A 16,618-nucleotide genomic window follows, 5' to 3' on the forward strand; every position below is an offset into this window, starting at 1 on the left:
CGGTCGCGGGTCGACTTGAGCACGGCCGATAGCTGGCTAATCTCTTCTGTGCTTCATGCAAGGAGCTACGAATGCGCGCCCTGTGGCTTTGTGCCTGGTGTTTCCCCCTGCTGGCTTCGGCGGACATCTACCGCTGGACCGACGCTCAGGGAAAGGTGCATTTCAGCGAAACACCACCGCCAGGGGCGCAACGCGTCGAGGTCAAGCCGCAGGTCGTCGAGCGTGACGAGGCGACCCGCGAGCGGGAGGAGCGAACCCGCCGCTTCTATGACGCGCGTCGAGATGAAAGTGCCGCCGCCCAGAACCAGGCGGCCCAGCAGCAGGCCAAGCTGGACCAGCAGTGCGCGAAGTGGCGCCGTGACCTGGAGTCGCTCAGTCATGGCGGGCGGTACTTCACGCAGACCAGCAGTGGTGAAAGGACTTACTACAGCGATGCACAGCTCGACGCCGCTCGTCAGGCGCTTAGCGCACGGCTGGCGGAAGGTTGTCGTTAGGACTGGCCCTGCCTGGGCGGCATCGTCATACTGGACGATATTTCATAGCGAAACGCCATTATGCGTCATCAACGACATATCGAGCGCCATCAGCTGCCCTACTACCTGAAGGTGTTCAACAGCATCACCGACAAACCGATGGGCTACCTGGGCAACGTGTCGCTGGATGGGCTGCTCCTGATCAGCCAGCTGCCGATGCTGGTGGGTGGCCGCTTCGAGATGCGCCTGAAGATCCCCGGGCACGACGGCAAGCTGCAACTGATCGAGTTCGCCGCCACCTGCCAGTGGTGCCGCGAGGACGTCAATCCAGGCAACTACGATTCGGGTTTCAGCCTGACAGCGCCGCCGCTGGAGTACGTCGAGCTGGTCGACGCGCTGCGCCGTTATTTCAGTTTTCGCCGGCAGGTGGAGTCGGTCTGAAGCGCAGGACGCGCTGACCGATCTGTTCGGTGTGGGACGCCACGGAGTCGGCGTCCGGTTGTGGCGCGTGGTTACAGCGCGCCAGCCTTCTTCCAGCCCAGGTAGCGGCTGATCAGTTCAGGCCCCAGCTGGCTCGGACGCGTGTCGAGCACCGGCACGCCGTGGGCCGCCAGCTTCTCGTGCAGCCCCGCGCGAGCGTTCAGGTAATCCACCGCGCCGCAGTAAGCCAGGGCTTCCTCGAAACCTTCCACCGGCGTCTGGCGCAGACGGTCCAGCACTTCTTCGCGCAGGCTCGCGACCAGCACGCGGTGCTGGCGTCCGAGGCGTTTCACCGCAGCCACCAGTTCCTCGTCATCCTCGTCGCGCAGGTTGGTCACTATCACCACCAGCGCGCGGCGGCGCTGGCGCGTCAGCACGGCCTGCACGGCGGCGGGGAAGTCCGCCGGGCGCTGGCTGCTGCGCAGGTCGTAGACGCTGTTGAGCAGGGCGGTGAGCTGGGCGCTGCCCTTGGCCGGCGGCAGATGGCGCGGCTGGTCGCCGGCGAAGGTCATCAGGCCCACCGCGTCGCCCTGGCGCAGCGCGACGTAGGCCAGCAGCAGGCTGGCGTTGAGCGAGTGGTCGAAGTGCGAAAGGTCGCCGTCGTGGCTGCGCATGCGCCGGCCACAGTCGAGCAGGAACAGGATCTGCTGGTCGCGCTCGTCCTGGTACTCGCGGGCGATGGGCGTGCGCTTGCGTGCGGTGGCCTTCCAGTCGATCTGCCGCAGGGTATCGCCGTCGCGGAATTCGCGTAGCTGATGGAAATCCAGACCCAGGCCACGCCGTTGACCGGAGCGCACGCCGATGCGGTTGAGCCAGTGGTCCACCGCCATCAGTTCGGCACCGTAGAGGCGGGCGAAGTCCGGGTAGACGCGGGTTTCGTCACGCTGTTCCAGGTAGCGCCGGCCCTTCCACAGGCGCAGCGGGCTGGACAGTTCGATCTCGCAGCGCTGGAAGACGAAATGCCCGCGGGACAGCGGACGCACGCGGTAACCCAGTTCGGTCTGCTCGCCAGGATGCAGCTCCACGGTCTGCGGCAGGTATTCGAAGTCCATGCCCGCGGGCAGGTGGTCGAACACCGTGATGCGCTGCGGCTGGGCATAGCGGTGATGGAATTGCAGGCGCACTTCGCTCCAGCGTCCCAGCGGCAGGTTGCCGCTCAGCTGGCGGCGCAGCTCGGGCGACGGCGTGCGGCGCAGCCAGAGGGCATCGGCCAGCGCCAGCAGGAGCAGCGCGCAGAGCGCACCCCACCAGAGGCGACCGAGCAGCGCCGAGCCCGAGTCCAGAGCCTCGGCTGCGCCCAGGGCGATGGCAATCGCCAGCAGGGCGCCGAGCAGCGCGAGGAGCGCGCGCGATGGCTTCATACGCGCGGCGCCGGTACCTGGTCGAGCAGCTGTTTCAGCACCTGGTCCACCGACAGGCCTTCGATCTCCAGCTCCGGCGACAGGCGCACGCGATGGCGAAGCACGGCCAGGGCGCTGCCTTTGACGTCGTCGGGGATTACGAAGTCGCCGCTGCGCAGCAGGGCGCGAGCGCGGGCGCAACGCACCAGGGCGATGGATGCGCGCGGCCCGGCGCCCAGCGCCAGGCCCGGCCAGTTGCGGGTGGTGCGGGCGATACGCACGGCGTAGTCGAGGACCTGGTCATCGATGGGCAGGTCGGCGGCGATCTTCTGCAGGGCCAGCACGTCCTTGTCCTTGAGCAGGGCGCGCATCGGCGCCACGTCGAGCATGTCGCTGCGCGCCGAACGGGTGACCTGGCGCACCAGGGTCTGCTCCTCGGCTTCCAGCGGATAGTCGATGCGCAGCTTGAGCATGAAGCGGTCAAGCTCGGCTTCAGGCAGCGGGTAGGTGCCTTCCTGCTCGATGGGGTTCTGCGTCGCCAGCACCATGAACGGCTGCGGCACGGCCAGGGCGCGGCCTTCGAGGGTGACCTGGCGCTCCTGCATGACTTCCAGCAGTGCGGCCTGGGTCTTGGCCGGGGCGCGGTTGATCTCGTCCGCCAGCAGCAGGTGGGTGAACACCGGACCCTTGCGCAGCTTGAACTGCTCGGTGGCCAGGTCGTACACGGCGTGGCCGGTGACGTCGCTGGGCATCAGGTCGGGAGTGAACTGGATGCGCGCGAAGCCGCCGTCGAAGCAGCGGGCGAGGGCGCGCACCAGCAGGGTCTTGCCCAGGCCGGGCACGCCTTCGATGAGTACGTGGCCGCCGGCGAGCAGGGCGGTGAGCACGTCGTCGATCACTTCCTGCTGGCCGATCAGGGCCTTCTGCAGTTCGTGGCGCAGCGCCTGGCCCAGTTGGCTGGCGCGCTGGCGCTGGGCGCCCGGGTTGGGGGCGGTGCCGGCGGTGGAGCCGGGCTGTTCGGGCGTCTGTTCGCTCATAGGGCATTCCTGAGGCTTTGCAGGTGCGCGACCTGGCGGGTGAATTCGGCGACGGCCATGCGCTGTTGCGGATAGGGGCGCATGGCCTGGCTGATGGCGCTGACCGACATGCGCGTCATGCGGCCCAGAGCTTGCCATTGTTCGGCGACCGGCAGGCGGTCGAAGCCGGGCTGGCGCTGCCGCGCCCGGCGCATCACGTCACGTTGCAGGCTCTGCAGCAGGGCGAGCTGGCCACGCTGGCGGAGGACGAAGTCGGCGCCAGCGCGCAGGTGTTCTTCCAGCTGCCGGCGGCTGCGATCCGGGTTGGGCTGCAGCGGGCCCTGGCGCAGGCCGTTGCGCCAGAGCACCAGGGCCAGCAGCAGGACGGCGGCCAGCAGTGCCTGCGGGAAGTAGCGCATCAACAGGGTCATCAGGCTGGTGCCGTCGGCGCGGTAGACCAGCGTCACGGCGCTGTCCTGGGTCAGGTACCAGAGCAGCCAGGCGTTGTCGTAGGAATCGAGTTCGGCGTTCTGCCAGAGCCAGTTGTCGGTCAGCACGGTGATCAGCCCCTGGCCCTGCTGCAGTTGCAGCAGGTGGGTGGCATCAGCGCTGTTGGCCCAGGCGTAGGCAAGGTTCTTCGAGTCGAACAGGTGGTAGTCGGTGTCGAAGTCGAAGTAGGCCGGGGCCTTCTCGTTCTCCAGGTAGAGCTTGGTCAGGTTCGGGTAGGGATCGGCCTCAGCGGCGGCGTTGTCGCTGGCGCTGGAAGCCTGGTCCGGATGTTCCTCTTCCACTTCCGGCCTGGCGGCATCTTCCTGCGCCTGACCTGCGGACGCTTCGGCAGGCTTGTCGTCGGTCGGAGCGGATTTCTCCTGCTCCTTGTCCTTCAGGTCGGCGGTGAGGAATTGCTGTACGCCCAACTGATCCAGCAGTGCGTCGCCGCTCTTGCCTTCGTCCTCGTCCCACAGGCTTTCGGCGGTGACGATGAGGTGGCCACCGCGATTGGCCCAGTCGAGCAGGCGCGCATTCTGCGACGGCGTGACGTTCTCGCGGGTGCCCAGCAGGATCAGGGTCTGGCCCTTGCTCGGCAACTGGTCCAGCACTTCCATGCCGCGGGCGGTGGTGACGCGGATGCCACGACCGCGCAGGTACATTTCGGCGGCGAGATAGGGATTGGCGCGAGCTTCCGGGGAAGCGCCGTGCTCGACGGTCTCGGTGTAGTGCTCGAGGTTGCGGTACAGGTAGTAGCCGATGCCGCCGAACACGAGCAGGACGAGCAACAGCAGCAGGGCGAGGTTGCCGCGCTTCATGCCCGCACCTCGCTGCCGAACAGGTGGCGCCATTCTTCGCACAGCTGCTGCTTGAGTTCAGCCTGTGGCGCGTGGTGGCCGTAGGCGAGTGCCTGCCACTGCTGGGTCAGGCTGCGGGCAAAGTTGTCCAGCGGCGGATCATTGAGGTCAGCCACACGGAGCAGGACTTCGCCTTCGGTAGCCGATTCGCGCAGCGGCACGCGGAAGTCGTGCAGCAGGCGGCTGAGCAGCGCACGGTAGAGCAGGCCGAGGGCCGCGCGGGGGTGTTCGTCCCACAGGCGCTCGGCCTCGCTGGCGACGTCGCTGGGCAGGGTTTCCGGCGCCAGGTCCAGCCCGAACAGCACGCTGGGAGCTTCGCGGAGCGGCTTCTGTGGCAGGCCGATGCGCCCGACGAACAGCCGCAGCCATTCGCGGTAGCGCCAGATGACCAGGGCGATGACGCTGAACAGAATGCCCCAGAGCAGCACTTCGATGCCTTGCACGGCGAACTGGAAGGCCTTCCAGTCGCCCAGCGCCTCGAAGAAGCTCTTCAGCCGTTTGGCCTCGTCCGGGTCGGTCGGCTTCGGGTCTTTCTTGTCTTCCTGGAGCCGCCAGCTGGTGACCTTCTCGCTGTTCTTGAAGGGCGGCGCAGTAAGGATCTTTTCCGCGGCTTTGCGCGAGTCTTCGCTGTTGAGCTTCTGCTGGGTCAGCCGAGCGCCCTGCGGGCCGTCGGGATTCTGGTCGGGCAGCGGGCAGCTGTGGCTGACGCCGCTGGGCGTTGCGGAGCCGGCTGCCAGGGCGTCATCGGCCGGCAGCAGGGCGAAGGCGCCGGCCACGACCAGCAGCAGGGCGTAGGCACTGCCGATCAGGCGCTGACGCAGGCGGCGGAATACCAGTTCGATGTCCCAGGCTTCCAGCTCGGTACGGCGGTTGAGATAGAGGGTGAAGCCGCAGGCCACGTACACCGGCTCCCAGACGATCAGCAGCAATGCATAGATCAGGTTGCTGACGTGTTCCAGCCACGCCCAGTCGCCCTGCGCCACGCTGATCAGTGACTGCCATTCCCAGTCTTCCACCCACTGGTTGGGCAGCATCAGGTACATCAGGGTGGTCAGGCCCAGCCACAGCGCCAGTTCGAAATGCATGCCGACAATGGTCAGCCAGGTGGCGCCGCCGGCATTGCGCTGGCCAAGGACGACCAGACGCTGGCTGCGCGCCTGGCCCTTGAGGCCTTCGAGCTGCAGTACCGGCAGGTCGAAGCTGCGCGTCGGACTCAGCCGGCGCCAGAGCAGGCTGGGCAGCAGTTGTGCCTTGAGCAGGCCGGGGAAGGCCCGCAGCGCTTCCTTGAGCGTTGGCGTATCGCCGAACAGCGCGCGCGACAGGATGTACAGCGGCAGGCGCTCGAAGGCGGGCTTGAGCCACCAGAAGATCAGTACCGCCCAGCTGGAGTAGTTCCACAGCAACACGGAAAGCAGCACGAACACCGGCAGGGTGACGATCGCCCAGCTGGCCATCAGCAGGCCGGCGTGACGGCGCGCCAGCAGGATGCCGAGGTCCAGCGCCTCCCAGGCACTGCGCGGGCGGATGGCGACGCTGGCGTCAGTCAGGCGCATGGCGACCCCGTCCGGCCAGGAGGAAATAGCTGCCCACCAGCAGCCACAGGCAGGCACCGACGATGTACTTCACCGTGGCCGAGAAGTGCGTGACGGAGGACCAGTAGCCCTCGACGAAGGCGGCGATCAGCAGCATCAGGATCACCCCGCCGATCAGTTGCACGGCGCGGGCGGCGGCCTGGCGCAGGGCCTCCAGGCGGCTCAGGCGGCCGGGAGAGAGCAACGCCCAGCCAAGCTTGAGGCCGGCAGCGCCGGCAAAGGTGATCGCAGTCAGTTCGAAGGCTCCATGACCGACGACGAAGGACCAGAAGGTCTCGGTGTAGCCAATCTGGGTCAGGTGGCCGGCGACCGTGCCGATCATCAACCCGTTGAACAGCAGGAAGAACAGACTGCCGACGCAGAACAGCAGGCCGCTGGCAAAGGTCTGAAAGGCGATGCCGATGTTGTTCATGATGTAGTAGCCGAACATCTTCCAGTCATCGCCGGCATCGCGTGTGCTTATCGGGCCCAGGCGCCTGGCTTCCGGCGAGTACATCGACTCCATCTCGGACACCCGCTCCGGCGCCATGACGCTGTAGACCAGGTCGGGGAAGTGGTAGACCAGCACGCCCATCAGCAGCAGGCTGCCGTAGAGCAGCAGGCTGGCGATGGCGATGCAGCGCCACTCCTCACGTACCAGACGCGGGAAGCCGGCGACCAGGAAGCCGAGGATACGCGCGCCCAGGTGGCTGCGGTGGCGGTAGAACTGCTGGTGCCCGCGCATGGCCAGTTGCTGCAGCTGGTCGATCAGGTGGCTGCTGTAGCCGCGCTCCTGGGCCAGGGCGAGCTGCTGGCAGATGCGCCGGTAGTCGGCAGCGAATTCCTCGGGCTTCTCGCTCGATTCCTGGCGCTTGCCGGTTTCCAGTTGCTCAAGGCGCCTGGCGAAACGCTTCCAGCTGCCCTGGTGGCGTTGTTCGAAGAAGGCCTGCTTCATGGGTGGCCCGCCCCGTTGCCCAGCAGGCCACTGGCGATGCGGTTCAGGCGTTCCTCCGCCTGCTCGGGCGCAATGCCCAGCGGTTGCGCGAGGATGGCGGCCAGCTCTTCACGGCGTGCGGCCGAAAGCTGTGTGCCGCGTTCGGCGAAGCTCATCAGGGCGCGCTGCTCTTGCAGGGTCAGGGGCCAGGGGGCGAGTTCGGGCGAGGTCTGCGGCACCTGTGGGCGGCTCGGCGGCGGGTCACGGTAGATCACCAGGGTGCCGGCGGCGAGGTCGCCCAGGCGCTTGAACGCGGCGTTGGACAGGCAACTGAGCAGCCCGAGCGTGTAGGCGAACGGCAGGATGTCGGCGAAGCGCAGCAGGTTGCGCAGCAGCGAGGCGGACCAGCCGATCGGCGTACCGTCGTCGTGCACCACGCGCAGGCCCATCATCTGCTTGCCGGGCGAGCGGCCCTGATTGAGCACTTCGAAGAGCACCATGTACCACCAGGTCATGATGAAGGTGAGAATCAGCCCCAGCCCGGTGCCCAGTTCGCCGAGGAAGGCCAGCAGCATGAACAGCGCCACCATCAGCAGGGCGCGGATGCCCAGATCGATCAGGTAGGCGAGGGCGCGGGGGACGACACCGGCGGGACGCAGCAGCAGGTCGATGCCTTCCGGGGTCTCCACGTGGTAGCGGGTATCCAGGACGGGCGCGTGGGGCGACGCGTTGGAATGGAGGTCTGCTGGGCTCAAGGGAAACCGCTGTCGATGACGTAGGTGCCAGATGCTAGCCAGCGCGGTGCGGCGAGGCAACCGCGCTGGCAGGCTCAGGCCGATTTGATCACTTGGCTGGCGGCAGCACGCCGAAGATGGTGCGGTAGAGCACGCCGATGGCGACGATCAGCCACGGCAATACCCAGATCAGCGCGATGCCCAGGGTCAGGGTGCTGAGCATGAACAGCAGGCCGAACACCAGCAGCAGGCCGAAGACCTTGAACCAGTGCTGGGTAATGGCCTTGCGCGAGACTTCCATTGCCGCCCAGGGCGACAGGCCGCGCTCGACCACCAGTGGGATGGCGAGCATGTAGGCGATGCTCAGGTAGATGCCCGGCAGCACGAAGAGGAAGTAGCCGATGAAGATCATGAGGGTGCTCAGCAGCACGCAGATCACCACCTGGAAAGTGCGGCCGAAGTGGCTGAAGACTTCGTTGAAACGCAGTGGCTGGTCGGCTGCGCGACGGATGCCGAGCATGTTCACGCCGGCCAGCAGCGGGTAGCAGACGGCTGTGGCGACGAAGCTCAGGACGATGGAGCCGATGAAGAACGCGACCAGCGCGCCGACTGCCATGCCGCCGGCCGCTTCGCTGTCACCGAGCAGGCCCATGCCGGCGATCCCGGCGACGCCGACCACGGTGAGAAACAGGCTGAGCAGGTTGACCAGGGCGAAGATCGCCGCATAGAAGATCACGAAGCCGCCGATGATCAGGCCCTTGGCGCCCTTGGTGCGGCGCCAGGATTCGCCCAGCAGATCGCCGATACCGAAGTTGTAGCCGCGCGTCAGGGCCTCGACGATGGAGGGGACGGAGCCTTGGGCGGCGCTCGCTTCGAGGTTGCTCAGCGGAGCGCTGTAGGGATTTTGTGCAGCGATGTCTTGCATGAGGAAAGTCCTTTCCAGTGAGTGTCCTTGCGACGCCCATCATAAAGGCGGGGGCTGGCGAGGTGCCAGCGAGGCGTTTTGGAAGTGTGGTCGGCTGCACTGTTAGACTGCGACGCACTCGCTTGCAGGCAAGGAAAAACGATGAACGCCAGCATCTTCTGGTACGACTACGAAACCACCGGAATCGACCCGCGCCGCGACCGCCCGCTGCAGGTGGCCGGCATCCGCACGGACGAGGAGCTCAACGAGATCGGTGAATCGCTGAACCTCTATTGCCGGCCCAGCGAAGATATCCTCCCGCACCCGGCCGCCTGCCTGGTCACCGGCATCACCCCGGACCGGCTGGAAGAGCGCGGGCTGAGCGAGGCCGAATTCATGACTCGCCTGCACGCCGAACTGGCGCAGCCGGGTACCTGCGTGGCGGGCTACAACAGCCTGCGGTTCGACGACGAGGTGACGCGCTACAGCCTGTACCGCAACTTCTTCGATCCCTATGCTCGTGAATGGCAGGGCGGCAACAGCCGCTGGGATCTGATCGACATGGTGCGTACCGCCTACGCCCTGCGCCCCGAAGGCATCGTCTGGCCTGAACAGGACGGCGTCGTCAGCCTCAAGCTGGAGCGCCTCACCGCGGCCAACGGCATCGAACACGGCCAGGCGCACGATGCGCTGTCCGATGTGCGCGCCACCATCGCCCTGGCGCGGCTGGTGCGTGACCGCCAGCCCAAGCTGTACGACTACCTCTATCGCCTGCGCGGCAAGCAGGGTGTGCTGGATCAGGTACGCGTGCTGCAGCCGATGGTGCATATCTCCGGCATGTTCTCCGGTGCGCGGCATTATCTCTCCGTGGTGCTGCCGCTGGGCTGGCATCCGCGCAACCGCAACGCCTTGATCGTCTGCGACCTGGGCACCGAAGTCTCGCCCTTGCTGGAGCTGGATGCGGAAACCCTGCGCAAGCGCCTCTACACGCGCCGTGACGAACTGGCCGAGGGCGAGTTGCCGGTGCCGCTGAAGCTGCTGCATATCAACAAATGCCCGGTGGTGGCGCCGCTGTCCGTCCTGCGCCCGCAGGATCGCGAGCGCATCGGCCTGGATCTCGACGCCTGCCTGGCGGCGGCGCGGACACTGACCGAGGCGAAGGCAATCTGGCAGGACAAACTCGCCCTCTTGTATGCCGAGGAAAGTTTCGCCGGCAGTGAAGATCCCGAACAGCAGTTGTATGACGGATTTATTGGTGATCGTGATCGCAGATTGTGCGAGCAGGTGCGCCAGGCCGATCCTGCGCGCCTGGCGAAAGAGCAATGGCCGTTCGACGATGCGCGACTTCCCGAACTTCTGTTCCGTTATCGTGCGCGCAATTTTCCGGAAACTTTGAGCGCCGCGGAACAGCAACAATGGCAGGACTTCTGCCGTGCTCGCCTGAGCCAGGCGGAGTGGGGCGCACCGAATACTCTGGATAACTTCGCTGCGGCAATCAGCGAACAGCTGGTCAATGCCACGCCGGCCGGGCGTCTGCTGCTGCAAGAGTGGGACAAGTATGCGCAGGCGCTGCGCGCGCGTTATAGCCTGTAGCGCCGCGCACTGTTCTCGCAGGCAATAAAAAACGCCAGCGCAAGGCTGGCGTCTTTCATGTCGGAGAGGCTTAGCCCAGCAGCGTGGCCCAGCCTTCTACGGCCTCGGCGCCCCACTTGGCCTTCCATTCCTTGAGGGTCTTGTGGTTGCCGCCCTTGGTTTCGATCACTTCACCATTGTGCGGGTTCTTGTACTGCTTGACCTTGCGCGCGCGCTTGCTCACGGTGGCTTTTGCGGTACGCGGCGATTTGCTCAGCTTCGCGTCCGGATCGAGCAGGGCGATGACATCGCGCAGGGATTTGCCGTAGCTGGCCATGAGTGCGCGAAGTTTCTCTTCGAACTCAAGCTCTTTCTTCAGCTTGTCGTCCTGTTCCAGGGATTTCAGGCGCTCCTGAAGTTCCTTGATGGCTTCTTCGGTAGCGCGGTACTCGTTGATCAGCGACATGTTGGGTACCTTGTTCTGGGTCCAGCGGTGGCGGAAAGTTTGTAGCAGACATAATAGTCAGCGAAGTTGTTCAAGTAAATGCTTGGGAAAAGTTTTATCGGTAATTGCCGGATTATTTAACTAGTTCATTCGCCGGTAATTAACCGATGCATTCGCAATGCACCGAACTGGCTCTCGTCGGCGCACCACGGCAATGGCTGATCTTTTCCCCTCGAGCCGCTAGAATGGCGGCCTTCGCGATGTATCTGGAGTACACCCATGCGCACTTTCCGACTGGTGATCGCCTGCCCCGACGGGGTTGGCATCGTCGCCAAGGTGAGTAATTTCCTGGCCACTTACAACGGCTGGATCACCGAGGCCAGTCACCATTCTGACAACGACAACGGCTGGTTCTTCATGCGGCATGAGATTCGTGCCGACTCCCTGCCGTTCGATATCGACGGTTTCCGTCAGGCTTTCGCGCCGATTGCCCGCGAGTTCTCCATGGAGTGGCGCATCACCGACTCCTCGGTGAAGAAGCGCGTCGTGCTGATGGCCAGCCGCGAGTCGCACTGCCTGGCCGACCTGCTGCACCGCTGGCACAGCGGTGAGCTGGACTGCGAGATTCCCTGCGTGATCGCCAACCACGATGACCTGCGCAGCATGGTGGAGTGGCACGGTATTCCGTACTTCCACGTCCCGGTGGACCCGAAGAACAAGCAGCCGGCCTTCGAGCAGGTCTCGCGCCTGATCGACGAACACCAGGCCGACAACGTGGTGCTCGCGCGCTACATGCAGATCCTGCCGCCGGACCTGTGCCAGAAGTACCGCCACCAGGTGATCAACATCCACCACAGCTTCCTGCCGTCCTTCGTCGGCGCCAAGCCCTACCACCAGGCCTCGCTGCGTGGTGTGAAGCTGATCGGCGCGACCTGCCACTACGTGACCGAGGAACTGGACGCCGGCCCGATCATCGAGCAGGACGTGGTGCGCATCAGCCACCGCGACAACATCGAGGACCTGGTGCGCCTGGGCAAGGACGTGGAGAAGCTGGTGCTGGCCCGCGGCCTGCGCTACCACCTGGAAGACCGCGTGCTGGTGCACGACAACAAGACCGTGGTATTCGACTGATCCACCCGGCTTCGTTCTGGACTGGGTACTCCGCATGCTCCCGCCGTCGCCTGACGGCGGGCGCTGCGCTCAACGGAGATGGCCAGCATGAGTGACCCGAAGAACCCCGGCACCGCCACCCCGCCGCCCACCCTGGGCGAAGGCTGTACCAGCCGCTACGATCCCGAAGCCCTGAGCGACGAGGATGGCACCGATTTTCCCGGCGCCGCCGAGCTCTGGGATTCCCTCAAGCCCGCGTCGCCAGACGACGAAAAGCCCGCCAGCGACTGACCCTCAGGCGCTTTCGCGCAGCCCCATCAGCTTGCGCAGCAAAGGCCGGCCCGCCATCAGGGCGAACACCGGCGCGCCCATCACCAGGTAGAAGTAGTAGGTCACCAGGCGCCAGATCAGGATGGCGGCTGCTGCCGTGGACTTGCCCACCAGCGGGGCGAGCAGCGCGGCGCTGGTCAGTTCCGTGCCGCCCGCGCCACCCGGCAGCAGGGTAGCCAGGCCGGCCGCCAGCGACAGCAGCTGGATCAGGAAGGCCCAGGCCCAGTGCAGGTCCACGCCCAGCGCCTTGAGGGTGATGTAGAGCACCGAGAAGCGCAGGATCCAGTGGCAGCAGGTGAAGGAGAAGATCAGCAGCAGCCGGCGCTTGGGCTGGCGCAGGCAGCTTACCAGCGTGTCGCGGAAGTGCAGGCACTTGCGCGCCCAGTGCAGGCGTGTGCGCGGTTTCATCCCCAGGCGCGTGAACAGCCGGCCGTTGGCCTTGATCACCCGGCGCTGGAAATGCGCGAGCAATACCACGCCGAAGAAGATCCCGCCCAGCAGCACGCCGCTGGTGATCAGCGAAGTCTCCAGGTTCGGGCTGACGCTGTGCGATAGCGCCCACACCAGCACGGCCGCCAGTGCGCAGAGGAAGAACAGCAGGTCGCTCAGCTGGTCCACGGCGAAGATCGCGCTGCTGTGGGCCGGGCGCATGCCGTGGCGGGCGAGCAGGGCCATCAGGGTCAGCGGGCCACCGGTGCCGCCGGGGGTGGCGTAGAAGGCAAACTCCGAGGCCATGATGATGCCCACCGAGCGTACCTTGCCGATCTCCCCGGCGCGGCCGTTGAGCAGCACCCGCAGCTTCTGCGCATTGATCAGCCAGCACAGGCAGATCATGCCGAACATGATCAGCAACTGGTCGAGGGGGAAGGCGAGGACATGCTCGAGCATCTCCCGCCCGCCGAGGGCGAGGGGAATCAGCGAGGCGCCGATCAGGCCGATCAACAGCCACGCGGCACGGCTCACGGGCGCACCCGGTCAGGGAGGGGCGGGGTCATTGAGGCGAAGCGGATGGGAGTGCCTCCTGTCGGGTGCGAACTGTCATGCAGAATGGACCGTGATCGGCATGCTGCGTTCGCCTGACTTTGTGTGGGCAGGGCGCCGCCGCGAGGCGGCGCCCGGACCTCACTCGGCGGGCTTGTCGGCCGCGGAGTCGCCGGCGCCTTGTTCCAGCACCTTGTTTTCCCAGCCTTCCTCGCCGGGCAGGATCAGGTTCAGCAGGATCGCGACGATGGCGCACAGGGCGATGCCCTTCAGGCCGAAATCATCCGGGCCGGTGCCGGTGCCGATCAGTACGCCGCCGATGCCGAACACCAGGGTGACCGAGACGATGCACAGGTTGCGCGCCTGGGACAGGTCCACCTTGTGGCGGATCAGGGTGTTCATGCCCACCGAGGCGATGGTGCCGAACAGCAGGCAGAGGATGCCGCCCATCACCGGGACCGGGATGCTCTGCAGGATGGCGCCGAACTTGCCGACGAAGGCCAGGCTGATGGCGAACACCGCCGCCCAGGTCATGATCTTCGGGTTGTAGTTCTTGGTCAGCATCACCGCGCCGGTCACTTCCGCATAGGTGGTGTTCGGCGGGCCGCCGAACAGGCCGGCGGCGGAGGTGGCGATACCGTCGCCCAGCAGGGTGCGGTGCAGGCCGGGAGTCTTCAGGTAGTTCTTGCCGGTCACGCCGCCCACGGCGATGACGCCGCCGATGTGCTCGATGGCCGGGGCCAGTGCCACCGGAACGATGAACAGGATGGCCTGCCAGTTGAACTCCGGTGCGGTGAACTTCGGCAGTTCCAGCCACGGCGCGGCAACGATCTTCGCCACGTCGACTACGCCGAAGGCGAAGGACAGGCCGTAGCCCACCAGCACGCCGGCGATGATCGGTACCAGGCGCAGCATGCCCTTGCCGAACACCGCGACGATCAGGGTGGTCAGCAGCGCTGGCATGGAGATGAACATGGCGGTCTTGTAGGCGATCAGCTCGGTACCGTCACCGGCCTTGCCCATCGCCATGTTGGCGGCGATCGGCGCCATGGCCAGGCCGATGGAGATGATCACCGGGCCGATGACCACCGGCGGCAGCAGGCGGTCGATGAAGCCGGTGCCTTTTACCTTCACTGCCAGGCCCAGGAAGGTGTAGACGAAGCCCGCGGCCACCACGCCGCCCATGGTTGCCGCCAGGCCGAACTGGCCCTTGGCGAGGATGATCGGGGTGATGAAGGCGAAGCTCGAAGCCAGGAATACCGGTACCTGGCGGCCGGTGACGATCTGGAACATCAGGGTGCCGAAGCCGGCGGTGAACAGCGCGACGTTCGGGTCCAGGCCGGTGATCAGCGGCATCAGCACCAGCGCGCCGAAGGCCACGAAGAGCATCTGTGCGCCAGAGATGATCTGGCGCCACAGCGGTTCGTTGAATTCATCGGCCATCTATCAGGTTTCCTTCTGCTTGGTGCCGAAGATCTTGTCACCGGCATCGCCCAGGCCCGGCATGATGTAGCCATTTTCGTTCAGGCACTGGTCGATGGAAGCGGTCAGGATGAGCACGTCCGGATGCGCATCGTTGACTGCCTTGATCCCTTCGGGAGCGGCCACCAGCACCATGGCGCGGATGTCCTTGCTGCCGGCTTTCTTGAGCAGGTCGATGGTGGCGACCATCGAGCCGCCGGTGGCCAGCATCGGGTCGATGATCAGCGAGCGGCGCTCGGCGATGTCCGGCGCCAGCTTCTCCAGGTAGGTGTGCGCTTCGAGGGTTTCCTCGTTGCGCGCCACGCCCACCGCGCTGACCTTGGCGCCCGGAATCAGGCTGAGCACGCCGTCGAGCATGCCGATGCCGGCGCGCAGGATCGGCACCACGGTGATCTTCTTGCCGGCGATCTTCTCGACCTGCACGGGGCCGGCCCAGCCTTCGATCTCGTAGTTTTCCAGCGGCAGGTCCTTGGTCGCCTCGTAGGTCAGCAGGGCGCCCACTTCCTGGGCCAGCTCGCGGAAATTCTTGGTACTGATATCGTGACGGCGCATCAGTCCGATCTTGTGGCGGATCAGGGGATGGCGGATCTCGAGGACGGGCATGGATGGGTTCTCCGGACGGGCTGGCAAAAAAATTGCGGTAGCGTAATGCATCCTAGCTACCTTGGGCCATGATTGTCGGCGACATTCGTCCGCTGACCCTTGCTCCGTGGCACGCCGATAGGTACCTTTGCGCACTTTTTCACGGGAGAACCCCCATGTCCGTCGATCTCGCGCACATCCGCCAAGTCATGGCCGAAGCCGACTGCCTGTACACCAACGCCGAGGTAGAGGCCGCCATTGCCCGTGTGGCCGAGGCCATCAACGGCTCCCTGGCCGACACCAACCCGGTGGTGTTCTGCGTGATGAACGGTGGCCTGATCTTCTCCGGCAAGCTGCTCCCGCTGCTGAATTTCCCGCTGGAAGCTTCCTACCTGCATGCGACCCGTTACCGCAACGAGACCACCGGTGGCGAACTGTTCTGGAAGGCCAAGCCGGAAATCTCCTTCATCGACCGCGAAGTGCTGATCATCGACGACATCCTCGACGAAGGGCACACCCTCTCGGCGATCATGGACTTCTGCAAGCATGCCGGCGCCAAGCGCGTGCACACCGCCGTGCTGATCGACAAGGATCACGACCGCAAGGCCCGTCCGGACCTGAAGGCCGACTACGTGGGCCTGTCCTGCATCGATCGCTACATCTTCGGCTACGGCATGGACTACAAGGGCTACTGGCGCAACGCCGCCGGCATCTTCGCCGTAAAGGGTCTCTGACGATGAGCGGGCCGCGTTTTCTCGACAGTGCGCTGTTCGACGAGGTCGCGGCCCGTGCCGCCGCCAGCCCCCGGCGCCGGCAGAACCACAACTTCCACGAGCAGAGCGAGCCCTGCCATCGCCTGCTCAACGCGCTGCAGCCCGACAGCTACATCCCACCGCACTGCCATCGCCACCCGGACAAGGCCGAAAGCCTGCTGGTGGTGAAGGGTGCGCTGGGCCTGCTGATCTTTTCCGACAGCGGCGAGTTGCTGACCACGCGCGTGCTGCGCGCAGGTGGCGACTGTGTCGGCGCGGACCTGCCGCCGGGCACCTTCCACGCCATGGTGGCGCTGGAGCCGGACAGCATCATGTTCGAAGCCAAGGCCGGCCCCTTCGTGCCGCTGAGCGAGGACGAGCGCGGGCAGTGGGCGCCGCGCGAGGGCGAGGCAGGCGCTGCCGAGTACCTGGACTGGATGCGTTCGCACTTTCCTGCCTGATCGATACCTGTAGGAGCGCCCCATGGGCGCGAATCGCGGGCATGGCCCGCTCCTGCAGTCGAACATCGAAGCATTGATATCCATCGATGCATGCATGGGCTGACT

The 16,618-nt window shown here is 65.7% G+C and carries 18 protein-coding genes; 7 read left to right on the forward strand and 11 right to left on the reverse strand.

The genetic code is table 11. From position 1 onward, the window contains the following. The first annotated feature begins 71 nt into the window (after nt 1–71). The gene (locus tag J2T47_RS21245; protein WP_253451338.1) at nt 72–494 is read left to right on the forward strand and encodes a DUF4124 domain-containing protein; all 423 of its coding nucleotides are present in this window, start codon (nt 72–74) and stop codon (nt 492–494) included. A gap of 60 nt (nt 495–554) precedes the next feature. Next, nucleotides 555–914 carry a PilZ domain-containing protein gene (locus tag J2T47_RS21250; protein WP_253451341.1) on the forward strand — a complete coding sequence of 120 codons (360 nt, stop codon included), beginning with the start codon at nt 555–557 and terminating at the stop codon, nt 912–914. Nucleotides 915–985: 71 nt separating this feature from the next. Here the strand turns inward: J2T47_RS21250 and J2T47_RS21255 are convergent, their stop codons facing one another. From J2T47_RS21255 to J2T47_RS21285, 7 genes are all read right to left on the reverse strand, one after another. Then, complete coding sequence (locus J2T47_RS21255) at nt 986–2,314, reverse strand: DUF58 domain-containing protein (RefSeq protein WP_253451344.1); 1,329 nt, start codon at nt 2,312–2,314, stop codon at nt 986–988. Further along, nucleotides 2,311–3,330, reverse strand: coding sequence for an AAA family ATPase (locus J2T47_RS21260; RefSeq protein ID WP_253451346.1), 1,020 nt, complete (start codon nt 3,328–3,330; stop codon nt 2,311–2,313). The genes J2T47_RS21255 and J2T47_RS21260 overlap by 4 nt, the downstream gene beginning before the upstream one ends. Continuing rightward, nucleotides 3,327–4,616 carry a DUF4350 domain-containing protein gene (locus tag J2T47_RS21265; RefSeq protein WP_253451348.1) on the reverse strand — a complete coding sequence of 430 codons (1,290 nt, stop codon included), beginning with the start codon at nt 4,614–4,616 and terminating at the stop codon, nt 3,327–3,329. The genes J2T47_RS21260 and J2T47_RS21265 overlap by 4 nt, the downstream gene beginning before the upstream one ends. Further along, entirely contained in the window at nt 4,613–6,208 is a 1,596-nt protein-coding gene (locus tag J2T47_RS21270; RefSeq protein WP_253451350.1) for a DUF4129 domain-containing protein, read from the reverse strand. Before J2T47_RS21270 ends, J2T47_RS21265 begins: the two co-directional genes overlap by 4 nt. Then, nucleotides 6,195–7,181 carry a stage II sporulation protein M gene (locus J2T47_RS21275; RefSeq protein ID WP_253451352.1) on the reverse strand — a complete coding sequence of 329 codons (987 nt, stop codon included), beginning with the start codon at nt 7,179–7,181 and terminating at the stop codon, nt 6,195–6,197. Before J2T47_RS21275 ends, J2T47_RS21270 begins: the two co-directional genes overlap by 14 nt. Further along, entirely contained in the window at nt 7,178–7,915 is a 738-nt protein-coding gene (locus tag J2T47_RS21280) for an RDD family protein (protein WP_253451354.1), read from the reverse strand. Before J2T47_RS21280 ends, J2T47_RS21275 begins: the two co-directional genes overlap by 4 nt. A gap of 88 nt (nt 7,916–8,003) precedes the next feature. Continuing rightward, a complete protein-coding gene (locus J2T47_RS21285; RefSeq protein WP_253451356.1) occupies nt 8,004–8,819 on the reverse strand; it encodes a DUF975 family protein in 816 nt (271 codons plus the stop codon). A 141-nt stretch (nt 8,820–8,960) separates the two neighbouring features. Here J2T47_RS21285 and sbcB point away from each other — a divergent pair, with 141 nt between their 5' ends. Further along, a complete protein-coding gene (gene sbcB / locus J2T47_RS21290) occupies nt 8,961–10,391 on the forward strand; it encodes an exodeoxyribonuclease I (RefSeq protein ID WP_253451358.1) in 1,431 nt (476 codons plus the stop codon). Between the two features lie 70 nt (nt 10,392–10,461). Here the strand turns inward: sbcB and mvaT are convergent, their stop codons facing one another. Next, nucleotides 10,462–10,836 carry a histone-like nucleoid-structuring protein MvaT gene (gene mvaT, locus J2T47_RS21295; protein WP_253451360.1) on the reverse strand — a complete coding sequence of 125 codons (375 nt, stop codon included), beginning with the start codon at nt 10,834–10,836 and terminating at the stop codon, nt 10,462–10,464. Between the two features lie 258 nt (nt 10,837–11,094). On the opposite strand from mvaT, the gene purU reads away from it, so the two are divergent. Both purU and J2T47_RS21305 read left to right on the forward strand, forming a co-directional pair. Then, nucleotides 11,095–11,946 (forward strand): formyltetrahydrofolate deformylase, encoded by an 852-nt coding sequence (purU, locus tag J2T47_RS21300; protein ID WP_017519713.1) that lies wholly within the window; start codon nt 11,095–11,097, stop codon nt 11,944–11,946. An 87-nt stretch (nt 11,947–12,033) separates the two neighbouring features. Beyond that, a complete protein-coding gene (locus J2T47_RS21305; RefSeq protein WP_253451362.1) occupies nt 12,034–12,216 on the forward strand; it encodes a hypothetical protein in 183 nt (60 codons plus the stop codon). Nucleotides 12,217–12,219: 3 nt separating this feature from the next. Here J2T47_RS21305 and J2T47_RS21310 read toward each other — a convergent pair whose 3' ends face one another. From J2T47_RS21310 to upp, 3 genes are all read right to left on the reverse strand, one after another. Beyond that, a complete protein-coding gene (locus J2T47_RS21310; RefSeq protein ID WP_253451364.1) occupies nt 12,220–13,218 on the reverse strand; it encodes a lysylphosphatidylglycerol synthase transmembrane domain-containing protein in 999 nt (332 codons plus the stop codon). Nucleotides 13,219–13,377: 159 nt separating this feature from the next. After that, entirely contained in the window at nt 13,378–14,679 is a 1,302-nt protein-coding gene (locus J2T47_RS21315; RefSeq protein WP_253451366.1) for a uracil-xanthine permease family protein, read from the reverse strand. A 3-nt stretch (nt 14,680–14,682) separates the two neighbouring features. Continuing rightward, complete coding sequence (gene upp / locus J2T47_RS21320) at nt 14,683–15,321, reverse strand: uracil phosphoribosyltransferase (protein WP_081516307.1); 639 nt, start codon at nt 15,319–15,321, stop codon at nt 14,683–14,685. Nucleotides 15,322–15,476: 155 nt separating this feature from the next. On the opposite strand from upp, the gene J2T47_RS21325 reads away from it, so the two are divergent. Continuing rightward, entirely contained in the window at nt 15,477–16,034 is a 558-nt protein-coding gene (locus tag J2T47_RS21325; protein WP_017519718.1) for a hypoxanthine-guanine phosphoribosyltransferase, read from the forward strand. A 2-nt stretch (nt 16,035–16,036) separates the two neighbouring features. Beyond that, complete coding sequence (locus J2T47_RS21330) at nt 16,037–16,513, forward strand: WbuC family cupin fold metalloprotein (protein ID WP_253451368.1); 477 nt, start codon at nt 16,037–16,039, stop codon at nt 16,511–16,513. Nucleotides 16,514–16,618 lie beyond the last annotated feature (105 nt).

Origin of the sequence: Pseudomonas nitroreducens, from assembly GCF_024170165.1 — a bacterium.
Lineage (GTDB): Bacteria > Pseudomonadota > Gammaproteobacteria > Pseudomonadales > Pseudomonadaceae > Pseudomonas > Pseudomonas nitroreducens_C.

What these genes read in the sequence shown, in the direction of transcription:
- J2T47_RS21245 (WP_253451338.1), top strand. Translation starts at nt 72, where the DNA reads ATGCGCGCCCTGTGGCTTTGTGCCTGGTGTTTCCCCCTGCTGGCTTCG.
- J2T47_RS21250 (WP_253451341.1), top strand. Translation starts at nt 555, where the DNA reads ATGCGTCATCAACGACATATCGAGCGCCATCAGCTGCCCTACTACCTG.
- J2T47_RS21255 (WP_253451344.1), bottom strand. Translation starts at nt 2,314, where the DNA reads ATGAAGCCATCGCGCGCGCTCCTCGCGCTGCTCGGCGCCCTGCTGGCG.
- J2T47_RS21260 (WP_253451346.1), bottom strand. Translation starts at nt 3,330, where the DNA reads ATGAGCGAACAGACGCCCGAACAGCCCGGCTCCACCGCCGGCACCGCC.
- J2T47_RS21265 (WP_253451348.1), bottom strand. Translation starts at nt 4,616, where the DNA reads ATGAAGCGCGGCAACCTCGCCCTGCTGCTGTTGCTCGTCCTGCTCGTG.
- J2T47_RS21270 (WP_253451350.1), bottom strand. Translation starts at nt 6,208, where the DNA reads ATGCGCCTGACTGACGCCAGCGTCGCCATCCGCCCGCGCAGTGCCTGG.
- J2T47_RS21275 (WP_253451352.1), bottom strand. Translation starts at nt 7,181, where the DNA reads ATGAAGCAGGCCTTCTTCGAACAACGCCACCAGGGCAGCTGGAAGCGT.
- J2T47_RS21285 (WP_253451356.1), bottom strand. Translation starts at nt 8,819, where the DNA reads ATGCAAGACATCGCTGCACAAAATCCCTACAGCGCTCCGCTGAGCAAC.
- sbcB (WP_253451358.1), top strand. Translation starts at nt 8,961, where the DNA reads ATGAACGCCAGCATCTTCTGGTACGACTACGAAACCACCGGAATCGAC.
- mvaT (WP_253451360.1), bottom strand. Translation starts at nt 10,836, where the DNA reads ATGTCGCTGATCAACGAGTACCGCGCTACCGAAGAAGCCATCAAGGAA.
- purU (WP_017519713.1), top strand. Translation starts at nt 11,095, where the DNA reads ATGCGCACTTTCCGACTGGTGATCGCCTGCCCCGACGGGGTTGGCATC.
- J2T47_RS21305 (WP_253451362.1), top strand. Translation starts at nt 12,034, where the DNA reads ATGAGTGACCCGAAGAACCCCGGCACCGCCACCCCGCCGCCCACCCTG.
- J2T47_RS21315 (WP_253451366.1), bottom strand. Translation starts at nt 14,679, where the DNA reads ATGGCCGATGAATTCAACGAACCGCTGTGGCGCCAGATCATCTCTGGC.
- upp (WP_081516307.1), bottom strand. Translation starts at nt 15,321, where the DNA reads ATGCCCGTCCTCGAGATCCGCCATCCCCTGATCCGCCACAAGATCGGA.
- J2T47_RS21325 (WP_017519718.1), top strand. Translation starts at nt 15,477, where the DNA reads ATGTCCGTCGATCTCGCGCACATCCGCCAAGTCATGGCCGAAGCCGAC.
- J2T47_RS21330 (WP_253451368.1), top strand. Translation starts at nt 16,037, where the DNA reads ATGAGCGGGCCGCGTTTTCTCGACAGTGCGCTGTTCGACGAGGTCGCG.